Genomic DNA, 16,384 nt, shown 5'->3' with positions numbered 1-16,384 from the left:
TCAACGGCGGGAAAGGAGCAGCCCCGCGACGAATGCGAGACCCGCGACGACGCCGGCGGTCTGCCACGGATTGTCGTGTACGACCTGCGACATGCGTTCGGCCGAATCGCGCAGCCGGGCGGCCGCGCTGCCCGACGCGTAGTCGAGCGCGCCGCGTGCTTCGTCGATCCGGGACTGGATGCGTTTGCGCAGGGCGGCGATATCGCCATCGCCGTCGTTTTTCAGCAAATCTTCCAGTTCGTCGACCAGCCCGCGCAGATCGTCGCTCACGTCGGCGTGCAGGTCGCGGGCGGCGGAGCGGGTCGTACGGCCAACGCGTCGGCCGGTGCGGCGGATGTCGGACAGGCCGCGATCCAGCTTGTGTTCGATCGAGTCGGTAAGCGCCATGGTGTTTATCCTCCTTCGATTCCAGGGCTAATTTGAAGATAAGACGAATCCCAGCAACTAGTGTGATTCACCTGATCCGCTTGAGTTTCGAGACAAATTTTCAATTCGTCGGCGGGATCGCCCGAAAGCCCCGTCACGCGGGGCGGGGCGGCGGTTGAAAAAATTTCGCGTCTCGGCCGACGCAGCATGTCGAGCAGCGGATCGCAGTGAAAGCCCGGTAAATATGGCGTTGCCGGGCCATCGGGTAAATAGTGCCGTTGCAGGTCGCGTACTGATGCAATTGCACTAATCGACGACAGATCGAGGCGCATGATTCGTGCCCGGAGCCGATCGCCCGCCGCTGCCGTCCAGCGCGACGTCGATGACGACGGGATCGTGGTCCGACGAGCGGTACGCGTCGGGCGCGTAATAAGCCGACCGTCGCGCGGACGTTTTGTAATCGGGCACGGGTTGCAGGACGAGCGGTTCGTCCGCGTTGATGTGCCAGAACTGCACGGCCTTCACGCGTGCGGCGAGCGGCGGCGTGGCAAGCGCGTGATCGAGATTGCCGGCTTCGCCGCGAAATACGTAGCTGTACGCAGCATCGCCGACGAAGCGCGCAACCAGGTTCGCATAGCCGCGCGCTTCGAGCGTGCGAACCGGGTCTTCCTTCGCATAACTGTTCAGATCGCCGATCAACAGCACGCCGTCGGCCGCGACGCCCGTCGGCGAGGTGGCGAGCCAGTCGGCGACGCGCGCGGCCGCCTGGGTACGCGCCACATTCCAGCAACCCTGGCCGTCGGACTGATCGAGATCGGCGCCGCTCGCATGCGGGCAGTTCTTCGACTTCAGGTGATTGACCGCGACCGTGAACGCGCGCGTGCCGCCGATGCGCCGGAACGTCTGCGCGAGCGGCGGGCGGTGCCGGCCGCCGAGTGCGACGGTGGCGGCGCGCCCGACCGGCTCGACCGTGCGGCTGTCGTACAGCAGCGCGACCGCGATCGCGTCCCGGCCCAGCCGCGCGGTGCCGGGATCGACCGCGCGCCAGCCCGCGCCGAGTTGCGCGGCGAGACGCGTGACGGCGCTCGCGTCGCCGTGGCCGTTGTTCGCGATTTCCATCAGCCCGATCACGTCGGCGCGCAGCGCGCGCAACGCCGCGACGATCTTCGCTTCCTGCCGCGCGAACGCGGCAGGCGTTTTCGCGCCGCGGTCGGCCGGCGCGTCGAATCCGCCGCCACGGCCGTCGCCGTTGAAATAGTTGAAGACGTTGAACGATACGACGCGCACGTCGGCCTCGGGATGCCGGGCCGGTGCCGCGGTGCGCGGGTTCGCGGCGGCATCGAACACCGGTGCCGTGCCAGCCACCGGTTGCAGCCGCCATGCGCCGTGGCGCCACTCGAGCACGCCTTCGACGCCGCGTACCGTGTAGCCCGCGCGCAGCGTGTTGGCCGCGCTCAGCGCGGGCGGCGGATAGCGGACGGCCGCCGGGTCGCGGCGGCTTGAACCGTCGTCGAGCACGATGCGGTTCAGTGCGTTGGCTGCCGCCAGTGCGGCAGCATCGGCCGGCAATGCGACCTGGGTCGGTACGCGCAGCCGGCCGAGGCTCAGCACGAGGCTGCCGTAGCGGCCGAGTTCGTAGGTATCGCTGACCGTCAGCGTTTGCGGCAGGCGTACGCGCATGGCTTCGTGCGCGGCCAGCACGGCGGGCGACGCGACCGGCAGCACGAGCGTTGCCGGCGTGACCGTCTGGCCGCGCGCGCAGACGGTCACGCGGCCCGACAGGGTGAACTGCGTCCGGCCGTATTTTTCGTTGACCTTGCCGGTCAGATGCACGAGATCGCCGGGTTCGGCGCGCGCGTTCGGTGCATGGACGAACAGGCCTTCCGGAACGCCCGGCCGGCGCTGCCGCTGCGCGTCGGCCTGCTGGACGAAGAAGCCGCCCAGGCCGTCGGGGCCGCCGAACGCCGCGGTGACGACCGCTTCGATCGACGTCGTTTGCCCGGCGAACGGCGACGGGCGGCCGGCGCGGCGGATCTCGGCAATCGCCGTGACCGCACCGCCGCAGCCGCTGCTGACCGGCAGCGCGGCGACGGCCGGCCGGGCGAAGAGGGGCGCGCAGGGCACGACGGACAACGCCGCGAACAGCACAACGGCGAACAGGAGGAGCGGGCGTGACATGAGACGGTCCAAAGGATGAAAATCCGACAGTTCGGGACCGCATCCTGAAGGCAAACTGTCAGGCTGCGACCGAAATGGCCGTCCGGCCAGTGCCGGTTGGCCAACGATGCGGCAAGCCGTCCCGCGGCTGTTACGCTTTCGCATCGGCCGTCGCATGCCGCTCGCCCGGCGCATGCCGCGGCGCCCCGTCCCCCACAGGAGAAATTCATGTCTTACATGCTGTTGATTGTCGAACCGACCGAACAGCGCGCCGAGCGCACGCTCGACGAAGGTCAGGCGCTTTATGCGCGAATGGTCGATTTCGCCGAGTCGCTGAAGGCGCGCGGCGTGCTGCGCGGCGTCGAGTCGCTGGAGCGGTCCGAGCGCGGTACGCGCGTGCAGGTGCGCGACGGCGAGACGCGCCTGCTCGACGGCCCGTTCGCGGAGGCGAAGGAGATGATCGGAGGCTTCTTCCTCGTCGACGTCGACACGCGCGAGGAAGCGATCGAGATCGCGCGCCAGTGCCCGGCCGCGCAATGGTGCACGGTCGAGGTGCGCGCGGTCGGCCCGTGCTTCCTCTGAGCGTCGCGACTCGGTATTTACCCTGATTTGTCGTGGCGCGTGTCGATCCGGCCGTCTTCCGCCCGTCGTCCGGATAAGGCGCCGCGGAACGGGCGCCGCCTTCCACCGACGACAAGGAGTAAACGATGCGATTCATGATCATGATCCGGGCGAACGCCGTCAGCGAATCCGACGCGTTGCCGGATAACCGGCTGGTCGAGGCCATGACGGTCTATCACGAGGAACTGGCGAAGGCCGGCGTGCTGCTCGACGCCAACGGCCTGAGGCCGAGCGCCCATGGCTGGCGCGTGCGCTACACGGGCGGCAAGGGCACGGTGATCGACGGCCCGTTCGCCGAAACGAAGGAACTGATCGCCGGCTATACGCTGATCCAGGTGCGTTCGCGCGACGAAGCGCTCGAATGGACGCGCCGGTTCCCCGCGCCGTTCGGCGCCGAGCTCGATTGCGAGATCGAGGTGCGGCCGCTGTTCGAGCTCGACGACCTGACGCCGAGCGACGCGGTCGAGCGGTTCCGCGATCTCCACGTCGGCCGTAGCCACGCCTGAATCCAACCTCACCGGGAGCACCCGTCATGCACAAGATGGTTTTCATCAATCTGCCGGTAGCCGACTTGCCGCGCGCGAAGACGTTCTACCAGGCGCTCGGCTTCGAGGTCGTGCCGGCCTATACCAACGATCAGGCCGCCTGCATCCGGATCGGCGACGCGATCTTCGCGATGCTGCTCGTGCGGCCGTTTTTCCAGACCTTCACCGACAAGACCATCATCGATCCGGCGACGCACATTCAGGTGTTGTCGTGCCTGTCGTGCGACAGCCGTGCCGAAGTCGACGCGATCGTCGCGAAGGCGCTGGCGGCAGGCGGGGCCGCGCCGCAGGCGCCGCGCGAGTACCCGAACATGTACGGCCACGGGTTCACCGATCCGGACGGTCACACGTGGGAACTGATGGCCATGCCGCTGGATGCGTCCGCCCAGGGGCAGGCGTCGTGACGCATGAAGCGACTCATCGTGCGATCGAAGCGGTCTGGCGAATCGAGGCGCCGAAGATCATCGCGCGCGCCGCGCGCGTGGTGCGCGACGTCGGCGTGGCCGAGGAGCTGGCGCAGGACACGCTCGTCGCGGCGCTCGAGCATTGGCCCGTCGACGGCGTGCCCGACAACCCGGCCGCCTGGCTGATGACGGCCGTGAAGCGTCGCGCGCTCGACCGGGTCCGGCAGGAGTCGCTTCATGCGGCGAAGCGCGACCAGCTTGGTCACGAGATGGACGCGCTCGAAGCGCATGTCGTCCCCGATATCGCGGACGCACTCGCCGACGCGCGCGACGACGACATCGGCGACGACCTCCTCCGGCTGATCTTCACGTCGTGCCACCCGGTGCTGTCGACCGACGCGCGCGTCGCGCTGACGCTGCGGCTGCTCGGCGGGCTGACGACGGGCGAGATCGCGCGTGCGTTCCTGACGCCCGAGCCGACGATCGCGCAGCGGATCGTGCGCGCGAAGCGCACGCTCGCGGCGGCGCACGTGCCGTTCGAGGTGCCGGCCGCCGATGCGCGGCCCGCGCGGCTCGCATCGGTGCTCGAAGTGATCTATCTCGTGTTCAACGAAGGCCATGCGGCGACGGCAGGCGACGACTGGATGCGTCCGACGCTATGCGACGAGGCGTTGCGGCTCGGCCGCGTGCTCGCCGGGCTCGCGCCGGACGAAAGCGAAGTGCTCGGGCTCGTCGCGCTGATGGAGCTGCAGGCGTCGCGCATGCATGCACGCGTCGACGCGCAGGGCCGGCCCGTGCTGCTGCTCGACCAGGACCGCAGCCGCTGGGATCCGTTGCTGATCCGGCGCGGCCTCGCGGCGCTGGAGCGGGCGACGAAGCTCGGCGGCGTGCGCGGGCCGTATGCGCTGCAGGCGGCGCTCGCCGCGTGCCACGCGCGTGCGCGGCAGGCTTCGGACACCGACTGGGTGCAGATCGTCGCGCTGTACGACGCGCTCGCCGAAGTCGCGCCGTCGCCGGTCGTCGAGCTGAATCGCGCGGTCGCGGTGGGGATGGCGTTCGGGCCGGCTGCGGCGCTCGAACTCGTCGACGTGCTGCGCGACGATCCGGCGCTTGCGCGCTATCACTGGCTGCCGAGCGTGCGCGGCGATCTGCTCGCGAAGCTCGGCCGCGCCGACGAGGCCAAGCGGGAGTTCCGTCGCGCGGCGGAACTGACGCGCAACGAGCGTGAGCGCGAATTGCTGCTCAAGCGGGCGATGGATGCATGACGCATGGCGCACGACCCGCGCGGCGCGGCGTGCGTCTTCCCGGCCATGTGCTGCGTTCCGCACCCGACAACCCGACACTATCGCCCGCATTGAAAAAGCCTATTGGGGGATGCGAACGCGAGCGCCTAGATTGAAGAGCACGATGCGCGCCCGGCGCATGCATCGTTCCCCACATATCTGATCGGCCCGGCGTCGCACGCGGCCGCGCCGACTCGAACGGAGGCGCAAATGGCTCAACTCAAGGGCAGCAAAACCGAAGAGAACCTGAAGGCCGCATTCGCGGGCGAATCGCAGGCGAATCGGCGCTATCTGTATTTCGCTTCGAAGGCCGACGTCGAGGGGCAGAACGACGTCGCCGCGCTGTTCCGCTCGACGGCCGAAGGCGAAACCGGCCATGCGCACGGCCATCTGGAATATCTGGAAGCCGTCGGCGATCCGGCCACGGGTTTGCCGTTCGGTTCGTCGCGGCTGAATCTCGAATCGGCGATCGCCGGCGAAACGCACGAATACACCGACATGTATCCGGGCATGGCGAAGACCGCGCGCGACGAAGGGTTCGACGAAATCGCGAACTGGTTCGAGACGCTCGCGAAGGCCGAACGCAGCCACGCGAACCGCTACACGAAGGCGTTGGACAGTCTCGTCGACTGACGGGCCGCCGCAGGTCGCACGGCAGCGCCGCGCGGCCGGCGGTTCGTTCATCGCCGCCCGCACCGCGCGGGCGGTGCGCCTGCGCACACGTACGCCACGCGGGAGCGCCCCATGCCCCACAAGGAAGGCAGTCTCGAAGCCCCGACCCGGCATCCGCTCGACTGGCAGTCCGAAGCGTTCTACGACCAGGCCGAGATCGATGCGGAAATGACGCGCGTATTCGACATCTGCGCCGGATGCCGGCGCTGCGTGTCGCTGTGCGGCGCGTTTCCGGCGCTGTTCGACCTGGTCGACGGCACGCCGACGGGCGACATCGAGGAAGTGCCGAAGGCCGCATTCGGCAAGGTCGTCGACCAGTGCTATCTGTGCGACCTCTGCTACATGACGAAATGCCCGTACGTGCCGCCGCACGCTTGGAACGTCGATTTTCCGCACCTGATGCTGCGCGGCAAGGCTGCGCGTTACAAGCGCGGCGAAGCGCCGCTGCGCGACAAGGTGCTGTCGAATACCGATGCGCTCGGCCGTTTCGCGGGCATTCCGGTCGTCACGCAGACGGTCAACGCGGTGAACCGCACGCCGCCTGCGCGCCACGCGCTCGAAGCGGTGCTCGGCGTCGATCGCCATGCGTGGCTGCCGGAATTCGCGCCGCGCACGTTCCGGCGCGCCGCCAGGCGCTCGGACACGCCGCCCGTGCGCGACGGCGAACGCACGCCCGGCAAGGTCGCGATCTACGCGACGTGCTACGTGAATTTCAACGAGCCGGGGATCGGCCACGACCTGCTCGCGATTCTCGCGCACAACGAGATCCCGTACGAGCTCGTCACGCGCGAAGCGTGCTGCGGGATGCCGTTGCTCGAGCAGGGCAATCTCGAGGGCGTCGCCGCGAAGCAGGCGGTCAACATCCCCGTGCTCGAACGCTACGCGCGTGAAGGCTATGCGCTGATCGGCGCGATCCCGAGCTGCGTGCTGATGTACAAGAGCGAGCTGCCGCTGATGTTCCCCGCCGACGCGGCCGTGCGCGCGGTGGCCGACGCATTCTGGGATCCGTTCGAGTACGTGATCGCGCGACATCGCGACGGGCTGCTGAAGACCGATTTCAAAACCGGCCTCGGCACCGTGTCGTATCACGTGCCGTGCCATGCGCGCGTGCAGAACATCGGCCGCAAGACGGCCGATGCGCTGTCGCTCGTGCCCGATACGCGCGTGAACGTCGTCGAGCGCTGCTCCGGCCACGCGGGCACGTTCGGCGTGAAGAAGGCGTTCCATGCGGATGCGATGCGGATCGGCGCGCCCGTGTTCAAGGCGATGGCCGAGCCGCAGCCGGACGTCGTGTCGTCCGACTGCGCGCTCGCCGGTCATCACATCGTGCAGGGCATCGACGAGAAGGGGCTGCCGCAAGCGCCGCTCGCGCATCCGCTGACGTTGCTGCGCCGCGCGTATGGCATCTGAGCCGCCGGCCACCCACGAGGACATCCATGACGCTGACCCGGGACTCCCTGCTGACGCTCGAAGCGTACGCGAAGATCCGCAAGGCCGAACACGCGCGGCTCGTCGCGTACAAGCGCCGCCGCGCGGTGGCGCTCGGCAATCACCTGCGTTTCCTGTTCGAGGACGAGACGACGATCCGCTACCAGATCCACGAGATGCTGCACATCGAGAAGATCTTCGACGAAGCCGGCATCGCAGCGGAGCTCGACGCGTATCTGCCGCTGGTGCCCGACGGCACCAACCTGAAGGCGACGATGCAGATCGAGTACGAGCACGAGGTCGAACGGCGCGCGGCGCTCGCGCGGCTGATCGGGGTCGAGGATCGCGTGTACCTGCGGGTCGACGGGCACGCGAGCGTCTACGCGATCGCCGACGAGGATCTCGAGCGCGACAACGCCGAAAAAACGTCGGCCGTGCACTTCGTCCGCTTCGAGTTCGATGCGCCGATGCGCGCTGCGCTCAAGGGCGGGGCGGCGCTGTCGATCGGCTGCGATCACCCGGCCTATACGATGCCGCCGCAGCGTATCGACGCGGACGTGGCCGCGGCGCTGGCCGGCGATCTGCGCTGAGGGGCGCCTGCCGCGCCTGCCGGCTCCCGCCTTTCCGTTCCGACCCGAAACCGGCGCGCCGCACGCGCTGGGGGGCGGCTGCTCGCCTGTTTCCCCGAAAATGTAACAACCGTGACGGATTTGCATGCGGGGACATAGTGGGCGCGCTGCGTCAGCGTATTTTCATTACTCGCAGAGAAACAATAAAAAGATTGTGCATGGAGATAATTCGATTCTCCGAAAATCGAATGATTTACCGATTCGTGAATATCTTGTTACGAATTTTTCCCTGATTTACCGATCTCGGGAAGCCATTTCGGGGAGTGTCGCGCGTGGGGTCGGAGCAGGCCGCAGCGGCCCGTTTCACGGCATTCTTCAGACGCTGCGAAGCCCCGCCAGACGGGCCTTTGCAGCCGCCGGCATAAAGATCTCGCAAAAAAATTCAAGCGTAAATGGATTGCTCGCCCATGGCAGGTTGTTTCAGTGCGTAACATTAAGTCATTGTCATATTGAGATAAACCCTGAGGATGGTATGCTTCGTGCACAAAAATTCCCACATTGGAGTGAGACCGCGATTTGTGCGCCATTGCCGGGAATCGCGGCACCGTGAAAGTGCGGTGTCGCCCGGTATGCACAACGCCGGATAACCATAATGTGCAACCTGGCCGCCCCGCGACGCGATGTGTCGCGACGGCGCCGCCAATCGCAGCCCCGGCCTGGCTGCGTGGAGAGATCGACTATGTTCTTCGATGAGCTTAACGATGAAGAGTGGTTTCGCCTTTCAGCGCTGATCGCCGATGAACCCATCCGGCTGAACCGTCGCGGGCGTCCGCGCGCCGAACCGCGCGTCGTCGCCAACGCGGTGCTCTGGATCCTGACGACCGGGGAAGCCTGGTCAAAGCTGCCTGGTCGCTATCCATCCGGGCCGACGTGCCGCCGCCGCTACGAAGAGTGGCTTGCGAACGGCACGCTGCTGAAGATGATCGACGTGCTGACCCAGTTCAGCGGGCGCACGTTCGCGTATATTCCGCCGCCGCCCGTCGCGGTCGCGCCGGCCCGCCGCGCGGAGCCCGTGCCCGACAACGACCGTCTGCGCGGCGTGTTCTGGCAGAACCCCGAGTCGTGGCAATTGCCGGTTGCGCAGGCAAACGTTTGGCCGGGCGAGGGTGCGTCGCTCAGCACGATGCGGGACGACCAGGTGGACGGCCGCTCCGACGTGTCGTTCACGGTGCCCGGCGCGCCGGCCACGGAGTTGCGCCATGTGCGGGCGTCGGCGGCGAGCTTCGCCGCGGCCGAGCCGCAGGTCGACGAATATCGTGGCTACACGATCAGCGGGATCGCGCAGCCCGTGCAGAACCTGATGTATCGCGCATGGGCCGAGATCTCGCAGGACGACCGGCGCGTCGAGCGCTCGGGCCTGATCGGCCCGCGCTTCACCGACGCCGAGGAAGCCGAGCAGTACGCGCTCGACTGGGCGCGCCAGTGGATCGATCGCCACGGTGCGAGCGACGCGCCGGCGCGCGAGCCGCAGGGCGAAGTGCTGGCCGGCTTGTCGGCCCTGGCGCGCGCGGAGTCGGACATCAAGCGCTTCATCGCCGAGCGTCGCGCGGGCGCGTTGTCGGAGAGCCGCAACGATCCCGTGCAGTCGGAACGTCGCGAATACGAGTACCGCGTGGGCTGATCGCCGTTGCCGTGCAACGCGCGGGCCGTCGTGCGCCACGACGCCCGCGCGCAAGTCCGGTGTCTCCTTCGGTGTCTCCATGTCTGCCTTGCCCGGGCGCCGCTGTCGAGGCGGCGCCCTTTCGTGCATGACGGCGACGCGTTACTGTCTGCCGTAGGTATCGTCGAAGCGGACGATGTCGTCCTCGCCGAGATACGCACCCGACTGCACTTCGATCAGCTCGAGCGGCATCTTGCCCGGGTTCTCCAGGCGGTGCGATACGCCGAGCGGAATGTACGTCGATTCGTTTTCGGACAGCAGGAACGTTTCGTCGCCGCGCGTGATGCGCGCGGTGCCGCGCACGACGATCCAGTGCTCGGCGCGGTGGTGGTGCATCTGCAGCGACAGTTGTGCGCCCGGCTTCACGACGATGCGTTTCACCTGGAAGCGCTCGCCCATGTCGACCGAGTCGTAGTGGCCCCACGGACGATGCACCTTGCGGTGATCGGTCGCTTCGGAGCCTTGTCGCGCCTTGATGTGCCCGACGATCTTCTTCACGTCCTGCACGCGCGATTTATCCGCGACGAGCACGGCGTCGGGCGTTTCGACGACGACCAGGTTCTGCGTGCCGACGCACGCGACGAGCCGGCTTTCCGAATGCGCGAACGTCGATTCGGCGCCTTCGAACAGCACGTGGCCGCGGCCGACGTTGCCGGTTTCGTCCTTCGGCGAGATCTGCCAGATCGCATCCCACGAACCGACGTCCGACCAGCCCGCGTCGAGCGGCACGACGACGCTCTCGCACAGTTGCGGCAGGCTCGCGAGCGGTTCCATCACCGCGTAGTCGATCGAGTTCGACGGCGATGCGGCGAATGCGTCGCGATCGACGCGGAAGAAGTCGCCGTCCTCCTTGCCCTGCGCGACGGCCCGTTCGCAGGCCGCGTAGATCGCGGGTTCGAGCTGCCGGATCGCCTTCAGCCAGACCGATGCGCGCACGATGAAGATCCCGCTGTTCCACCAGTATTCGCCCGAAGCGACGTACTGCTGCGCGAGTTCGAGGTGCGGCTTCTCGACGAAACGGTCGAGGCGGCGCACGTCGAGGGGGCCGGTTCCGGCGTCGCCGAGCGGCGCGCCGACGCGGATGTAGCCGTAGCCGGTTTCCGCGTGCGTCGGCACGATGCCCATCGTCGCGATCTTGCCTTGCGCGGCGCAGTGCACGCCGGCCGCGACGGCCGCGTGAAAGCGCGGCACGTCCGCGACCGCATGGTCGGCCGGCATCACGGTCATCACCGCGTCGTTGCCGCCGGCGACGAGTCGCAGCGCGGCGAGCGTCAGCGCCGGTGCGGTGTCGCGACCGAGCGGTTCGAGCATGATCGTCGCGTGCTTGGCCGTCAGGCGCAGTTGCTCGGCGGTCGTGAAGCGGTGATCCTCCCCGCAGACGATCAGCACGTCGTCGTTGAGCGGATGATCGGCCGTCAGGCCGTCGAGGCGCAGCGCGGTGGACTGCAGCAGCGAGTGATCGCCGAGCAGGCCGATCAGCTGTTTCGGAAAACGCTCGCGCGACATCGGCCACAGGCGCGTGCCGGAACCGCCGGCGAGAATCACGGGCTGCACGGCGAGACGCGTGCCGGCAGCGGGTGCGGCGGGTGCGGCGGAAGTAGAAGGGCGCGTTTCGGCGACCACTGCCGGAGCATTCATGATGACACTCTCCACGGTTGAAGTCAGTGCCTGTCGTTGTAGCATGAAGTAAATCGACAATAAAACCGGACCCAATGCCGGATATCCGCCGCGCATTCGTCCGGGAGAATTTTCCGCGATAGCACCGGCCGGCAATAAAAAAATAAAAAATAATTCCGGGTGCCGGCCGGACACGACCGCCCGCAAAGGGCGACCGGGAAGCGTAACGATTCCGAAAAAATCCCCGTTCCCGACCGATTCGGGAAAACCTGCCGATTTAATTAAAAAAGATCGCGGCAAGAATTTCCGATTATTTTTCGAAATACTTGTGCGCTTGAGGAGGAATTTTCTTGTCGCTTCAATAGCGTCATGCAACGTTTGAATCGAATGTGCGGCATGGGCTGCGCAAGGCGCTGTTCGGCAAACGCCTGTTCAAAGAAGAGGAAACAGACATGTTGAGCGTGCTGGCGAGAGTCATCGATATCGCGATGGTCGTGACGGGTGCGCTGATCGCGGCCGCGTTGCACGACGGCAGCATCGGGCTCAGCGACCTGCAGCGCACGACGGTGCTGTTCGACTGCCTGCTGGTCGTCGTGTTCTTTCCGGCCGTCGGCATCTACCAGTCGTGGCGCGGCAAGCGTCTCGTCGGGCTGGTGGTCCGCGTTGCGTTCGCGTGGCTCGCCGTGGAGCTCGCGGGCATCCTGCTGAGTTTCAGCTTTCACCAGTCGGGCGACCTGTCGCGGCTGTGGCTGGGCTACTGGGCGCTCGCGACGATGGCGCTGCTCGCATGTTCGAAAGCCTGCGTGCACGTGGTGCTGCGGCAATTGCGCCGCGGCGGCTACAACCTGAAGGCGGTCGCGATCGTCGGCGGCACGCCGGCGGCACGGCGGCTGATCGCGCAGATGCGGGCGCGGCCGGAAGCCGGCTTCAACCCGGTGTGCGTGTACGACGAAAGCGAGGCGCCGGGCGAAGTCGCGCTCGACGACGTGCGTATCGAGCGGCAGTTCGAATCGCTGGTGTGGCTGGTGCGCAGCCGCGCGATCAGCGAGCTGTGGCTCACGCTGCCGATCACGGAGGAGCGTCGGATTCACGAGATCGTGACGGTGTTCCGGCACGACTTCGTGAACATCCGCTTCATTCCGGACGTGCGCACGCTGTCGTTCTTCAACCAGGAAGTGGTCGAGGTGCTCGGCGTGCCGGCGATCAACCTCGCGGCGTCGCCGATCACCGACGTGCGGATCCTGCCGAAGTTCGTGTTCGACCGGCTGTTCGCGCTGGCGGCGCTCACGGCGCTCGCACCGGTGATGGTGCTGATCGCGGTTCTGATCAAGCTGACCTCGCGCGGGCCGGTGTTCTTTCGGCAGAAGCGCAAGGGCATCGACGGGCACGAATTCGAGATCTACAAGTTTCGCTCGATGAAGGTGCATCAGGAAGTGGCCGGGCAGGTCACGCAGGCAACGAAGAACGACTCGCGCGTGACGCCGGTCGGCCGGTTCCTGCGGCGCACGAGCCTCGACGAGCTGCCGCAGTTCATCAACGTGCTGAAGGGCGAGATGTCGGTGGTGGGTCCGCGCCCGCATGCGCTCGCGCACGACGACATCTACAAGGATCTGGTCAAGGGCTACATGTTCCGCTACCGGATCAAGCCGGGCATCACCGGGTGGGCGCAGATCAACGGCTTTCGCGGCGAGACCGACCAGATCGAGAAGATGATGGGCCGCGTGAAGCTCGACCTGTACTACATGCAGAACTGGTCGTTCTGGCTCGACATCAAGATCGTCGTGCTGACGCTGTGGAAAGGCTTCACCGGCAGCAACGCGTACTGACACCGACGCGCTGCGTCACGCAGGCATTCCGGTTTTCCGAATTTCGAATCATTGGTCAAGGGGTCCGACACATCATGAATCTGACTATCATCGGCAGCGGTTACGTAGGGCTTGTCACCGGCGCCTGTCTCGCCGACATCGGGCACGACGTGTTCTGTCTCGACGTCGACCAGGCGAAGATCGACATCCTGAACGGCGGCGGCGTGCCGATTCACGAGCCGGGCCTGAAGGAAGTCATCGCGCGCAACCGCTCGGCCGGCCGCCTGCGCTTCTCGACCGACATCGAGGCCGCGGTCGCGCACGGCGACGTGCAGTTCATCGCGGTCGGCACGCCGCCCGACGAGGACGGTTCGGCCGACCTGCAATACGTGCTCGCGGCGGCGCGCAACATCGGCCGCTACATGACCGGCTTCAAGGTAATCGTCGACAAGTCGACGGTGCCGGTCGGCACGGCCGAGCGCGTGCGCGCGGCGGTCGCCGAGGAGCTTGCGAAGCGCGGCGGCGACCAGATGTTCTCTGTCGTGTCGAATCCGGAATTCCTGAAGGAAGGCGCGGCCGTCGACGATTTCACGCGGCCGGACCGTATCGTGATCGGCTGCGACGACGACGTGCCGGGCGAGCGCGCCCGCGAGCTGATGAAGAAGCTCTACGCGCCGTTCAACCGCAATCACGAGCGCACGCTGTACATGGACGTGCGTTCGGCCGAGTTCACGAAATACGCGGCGAACGCGATGCTCGCGACGCGCATCTCGTTCATGAACGAACTGGCGAACCTCGCCGACCGCTTCGGCGCGGACATCGAGGCCGTGCGCCGCGGGATCGGCTCCGATCCGCGCATCGGCTATCACTTCCTGTATGCCGGCTGCGGCTACGGCGGCTCGTGCTTCCCGAAGGACGTCGAGGCGCTGATCCGCACGGCCGACGAGCACGGCCAGTCGCTGCAGATCCTGAAGGCGGTGTCGTCGGTCAACGCGACGCAAAAGCGCGTGCTCGCCGACAAGATCGTCGCGCGCTTCGGCGAGGACCTGAGCGGCCGCACGTTCGCGCTGTGGGGCCTCGCGTTCAAGCCGAACACCGACGATATGCGCGAGGCGCCGAGCCGCGAGTTGATCGCCGAGCTGCTCTCGCGCGGCGCGCGCGTCGCCGCCTACGACCCGGTCGCGCAGCAGGAAGCGCGCCGCGTGATCGCGCTCGATCTCGCCGATCACCCGAGCTGGCTCGAGCGCCTGACCTTCGTCGACGACGAGGCACAGGCCGCGCGAGACGCCGACGCGCTCGTGATCGTCACCGAATGGAAGGCGTTCAAGAGCCCCGACTTCGTCGCGCTCGGCCGCCTGTGGAAGACGCCCGTGATCTTCGACGGCCGCAACCTGTACGAGCCGGAGACGATGAGCGAGCAGGGCATCGAGTACCACCCGATCGGCCGGCCGGGCTCGCGCCAGGCCGTCGCCGCCCGCGTGCCGGGCGCCGCGCGCGCCGGCGCGTAACCCGTTTTCCGTCACTCGTTACGAGACGCCATGTTCCGGAACATCCTGATCGTCTGCCACGCGAACGTCTGCCGCAGCCCGGCGGCGGAAATGCTGTTCAAGTCGCACGCCGCGTCGCGCGGCGGCCCCCGCCCGACGTTCCATTCGGCCGGCGTGCATGCGAACGACGGCGACGGCATCGATCCGGTGATGCGGCAACTGCTGGCCGAGCGGGGCGTCGATGCGACGACCCATCGCTCGCGGCGGCTGTCGCGCCGGATCGTGCGCGACGCCGACCTGATTCTCGTCAGCGAGCGCGATCAGATCAAGGCCGTCGAATCGGTCGATCCGTTCGCGCGCGGCAAGGTCCACCTGCTGGGCAAGTGGGAGGACGCCGAGATCGCGGATCCGCATGGCGGCCCCGAGGCCGACTATCGCGAGAGCTACTCATTGATCGAACGTCTGGTTCAAGGATGGCTGCAAAAACTATGCTGAAACGTCCCATGCGCCCGCTGGCGCTCGCCGTCGCGCTGACGACATTCCTGTCGGCGTGTGCGACCGCGCCCGGCAACTACCTCGACTCGTCGAACCTGAAGGACGACGGCCGGCAGGAAGCGGCCGAGACCTATCCGGTTCATTACATCGACGCCAAAGTGGTGATGGATCAGCTGCAGAAAGCGCAGGTCGAACATCCGCTGCCGCCCGGGCGCTTTACCGATCCGTCGCAGTACACGTATCGCGTCGGCCCGCAGGACATTCTCGGCGTCACCGTGTGGGACCACCCGGAGCTGACGACGCCGCAGGGCCAGTCGTTCTCGAGCGGCGGCAACACGACGCAATCGGTCGCGGGCGCGCTGCAGCAGCCGTATACGACCGCGCTGCCGGGTCAGGCCGACCCGTACGGCCAGACCGTGGCGGCCGACGGCACGATCTTCTTCCCGTTCGTCGGCCGCATTCGCGTGGCGGGCAAGACGGTCGCGCAGATCCGCGACGAGATGGCGTCCAGCCTGTCGCGCTACGTGAAGAACCCGCAGCTCGACGTGCGCGTGCTGTCGTTCCGCAGCCAGAAGGTGCAGGTGACGGGCGAGGTGAAGCAGCCGGGCCCGCTCGCGGTGAGCGACGTGCCGCTCACGCTGGTCGACGCGATCTCGCGCTCGGGCGGCTCGACCGCCGAGGCCGACCTGCAGCGCGTGCGGCTCACGCGCGACGGCAAGCTGTACACGCTCGATGCGAACGGCGTGCTCGATCGCGGCGAGGTGAAGCAGAACGTGATGCTGCAGCCGGGCGACATCGTCAACGTGCCGGACCGCAGCGACAGCCGCGTGTTCATCATGGGCGAGGTCAAGACGCCGGTCACGGTGCCGATGCTCAAGGGCAAGCTGACCATCGCCGACGCGCTGACGGCCGGCGGCGGGATTCTCGACACCGACGCGAACCCGCGCAAGATCTACGTGATGCGCGGGATGCGCGACAACCCGACGAAGCCCGAAGTGTTCCGTCTCGACATGACGCAGCCCGATGCGCTGATGCTGTCGAGCCGCTTCCCGCTTCAACCGCTCGACGTCGTCTACGTCAGCACGGCCGGCTCGGTGCAGTTCAACCGTGTGCTGCAGCAGGTGCTGCCGACGATCCAGACGATCTTCTACATGCGGCAAATCACGCGCTGATAGCCCGCCGGGGTGGCGTCCGCCCCCCGGCACCACTCAAGCG

At 67.2% G+C, this 16,384-nt stretch carries 16 protein-coding genes; 12 read left to right on the top strand and 4 right to left on the bottom strand.

Annotation, left to right across the window (positions count from 1 at the left end; all coding sequences use genetic code 11):
- Genes WT24_RS21450 through WT24_RS21445 form a run of 3 tightly spaced genes read right to left on the bottom strand, consistent with a single transcriptional unit; the run spans position 1 to position 2,544 of the window.
- Positions 1-387, bottom strand: a complete 387-nt coding sequence (locus tag WT24_RS21450; protein WP_059501266.1) for a YqjD family protein — start codon at positions 385-387, stop codon at positions 1-3.
- A 5-nt stretch (positions 388-392) separates the two neighbouring features.
- Positions 393-698 carry a hypothetical protein gene (locus WT24_RS34540; RefSeq protein WP_156440270.1) on the bottom strand — a complete coding sequence of 102 codons (306 nt, stop codon included), beginning with the start codon at positions 696-698 and terminating at the stop codon, positions 393-395.
- The gene (locus WT24_RS21445) at positions 673-2,544 is read right to left on the bottom strand and encodes an ExeM/NucH family extracellular endonuclease (RefSeq protein ID WP_060035784.1); all 1,872 of its coding nucleotides are present in this window, start codon (positions 2,542-2,544) and stop codon (positions 673-675) included. The genes WT24_RS34540 and WT24_RS21445 overlap by 26 nt, the downstream gene beginning before the upstream one ends.
- 207 nt (positions 2,545-2,751) lie before the next feature.
- On the opposite strand from WT24_RS21445, the gene WT24_RS21440 reads away from it, so the two are divergent.
- The 8 genes from WT24_RS21440 (at position 2,752) to WT24_RS21405 (ending at position 9,726) form a co-directional block, all read left to right on the top strand.
- A complete protein-coding gene (locus WT24_RS21440) occupies positions 2,752-3,105 on the top strand; it encodes a YciI family protein (protein WP_027782496.1) in 354 nt (117 codons plus the stop codon).
- A gap of 125 nt (positions 3,106-3,230) precedes the next feature.
- Positions 3,231-3,650 carry a YciI family protein gene (locus tag WT24_RS21435; protein WP_011548204.1) on the top strand — a complete coding sequence of 140 codons (420 nt, stop codon included), beginning with the start codon at positions 3,231-3,233 and terminating at the stop codon, positions 3,648-3,650.
- Positions 3,651-3,676: 26 nt separating this feature from the next.
- Positions 3,677-4,093, top strand: coding sequence for a VOC family protein (locus tag WT24_RS21430; protein WP_059501261.1), 417 nt, complete (start codon positions 3,677-3,679; stop codon positions 4,091-4,093).
- Positions 4,090-5,358, top strand: coding sequence for an RNA polymerase sigma factor (locus tag WT24_RS21425; protein WP_060035783.1), 1,269 nt, complete (start codon positions 4,090-4,092; stop codon positions 5,356-5,358). Before WT24_RS21430 ends, WT24_RS21425 begins: the two co-directional genes overlap by 4 nt.
- Before the next feature lie 228 nt (positions 5,359-5,586).
- Positions 5,587-6,009 (top strand): rubrerythrin family protein, encoded by a 423-nt coding sequence (locus WT24_RS21420; protein ID WP_006497294.1) that lies wholly within the window; start codon positions 5,587-5,589, stop codon positions 6,007-6,009.
- A 111-nt stretch (positions 6,010-6,120) separates the two neighbouring features.
- Positions 6,121-7,458, top strand: coding sequence for a heterodisulfide reductase-related iron-sulfur binding cluster (locus WT24_RS21415; RefSeq protein WP_060035782.1), 1,338 nt, complete (start codon positions 6,121-6,123; stop codon positions 7,456-7,458).
- A gap of 26 nt (positions 7,459-7,484) precedes the next feature.
- Complete coding sequence (locus tag WT24_RS21410) at positions 7,485-8,066, top strand: DUF3501 family protein (protein WP_059501255.1); 582 nt, start codon at positions 7,485-7,487, stop codon at positions 8,064-8,066.
- Between the two features lie 718 nt (positions 8,067-8,784).
- On the top strand, positions 8,785-9,726 hold the full coding sequence (locus WT24_RS21405; protein ID WP_060035781.1) for a transposase: 942 nt from the start codon (positions 8,785-8,787) through the stop codon (positions 9,724-9,726).
- Between the two features lie 141 nt (positions 9,727-9,867).
- On the opposite strand, the gene WT24_RS21400 is transcribed toward WT24_RS21405, so the two are convergent.
- The gene (locus WT24_RS21400) at positions 9,868-11,403 is read right to left on the bottom strand and encodes a mannose-1-phosphate guanylyltransferase/mannose-6-phosphate isomerase (RefSeq protein ID WP_060035780.1); all 1,536 of its coding nucleotides are present in this window, start codon (positions 11,401-11,403) and stop codon (positions 9,868-9,870) included.
- A gap of 431 nt (positions 11,404-11,834) precedes the next feature.
- On the opposite strand from WT24_RS21400, the gene WT24_RS21395 reads away from it, so the two are divergent.
- From WT24_RS21395 to WT24_RS21380, 4 genes are all read left to right on the top strand, one after another.
- Positions 11,835-13,208: an undecaprenyl-phosphate glucose phosphotransferase gene (locus tag WT24_RS21395; protein ID WP_059793960.1), complete on the top strand. Its 1,374-nt coding sequence runs from the start codon at positions 11,835-11,837 to the stop codon at positions 13,206-13,208.
- A gap of 74 nt (positions 13,209-13,282) precedes the next feature.
- Positions 13,283-14,695, top strand: a complete 1,413-nt coding sequence (locus tag WT24_RS21390; RefSeq protein WP_059501249.1) for a UDP-glucose/GDP-mannose dehydrogenase family protein — start codon at positions 13,283-13,285, stop codon at positions 14,693-14,695.
- Between the two features lie 30 nt (positions 14,696-14,725).
- Positions 14,726-15,169, top strand: a complete 444-nt coding sequence (locus WT24_RS21385; RefSeq protein ID WP_059501246.1) for a low molecular weight protein-tyrosine-phosphatase — start codon at positions 14,726-14,728, stop codon at positions 15,167-15,169.
- Complete coding sequence (locus WT24_RS21380; protein ID WP_060035779.1) at positions 15,163-16,341, top strand: polysaccharide biosynthesis/export family protein; 1,179 nt, start codon at positions 15,163-15,165, stop codon at positions 16,339-16,341. The genes WT24_RS21385 and WT24_RS21380 overlap by 7 nt, the downstream gene beginning before the upstream one ends.
- Positions 16,342-16,384: the final 43 nt, after the last annotated feature.

It is taken from the genome of Burkholderia sp. MSMB1078WGS (genome assembly GCF_001528895.1).
Taxonomy (GTDB): domain Bacteria; phylum Pseudomonadota; class Gammaproteobacteria; order Burkholderiales; family Burkholderiaceae; genus Burkholderia.
Note: the sequence above shows the minus strand (reverse complement) of the source record. Positions and strands in the feature narration are given on the sequence as shown.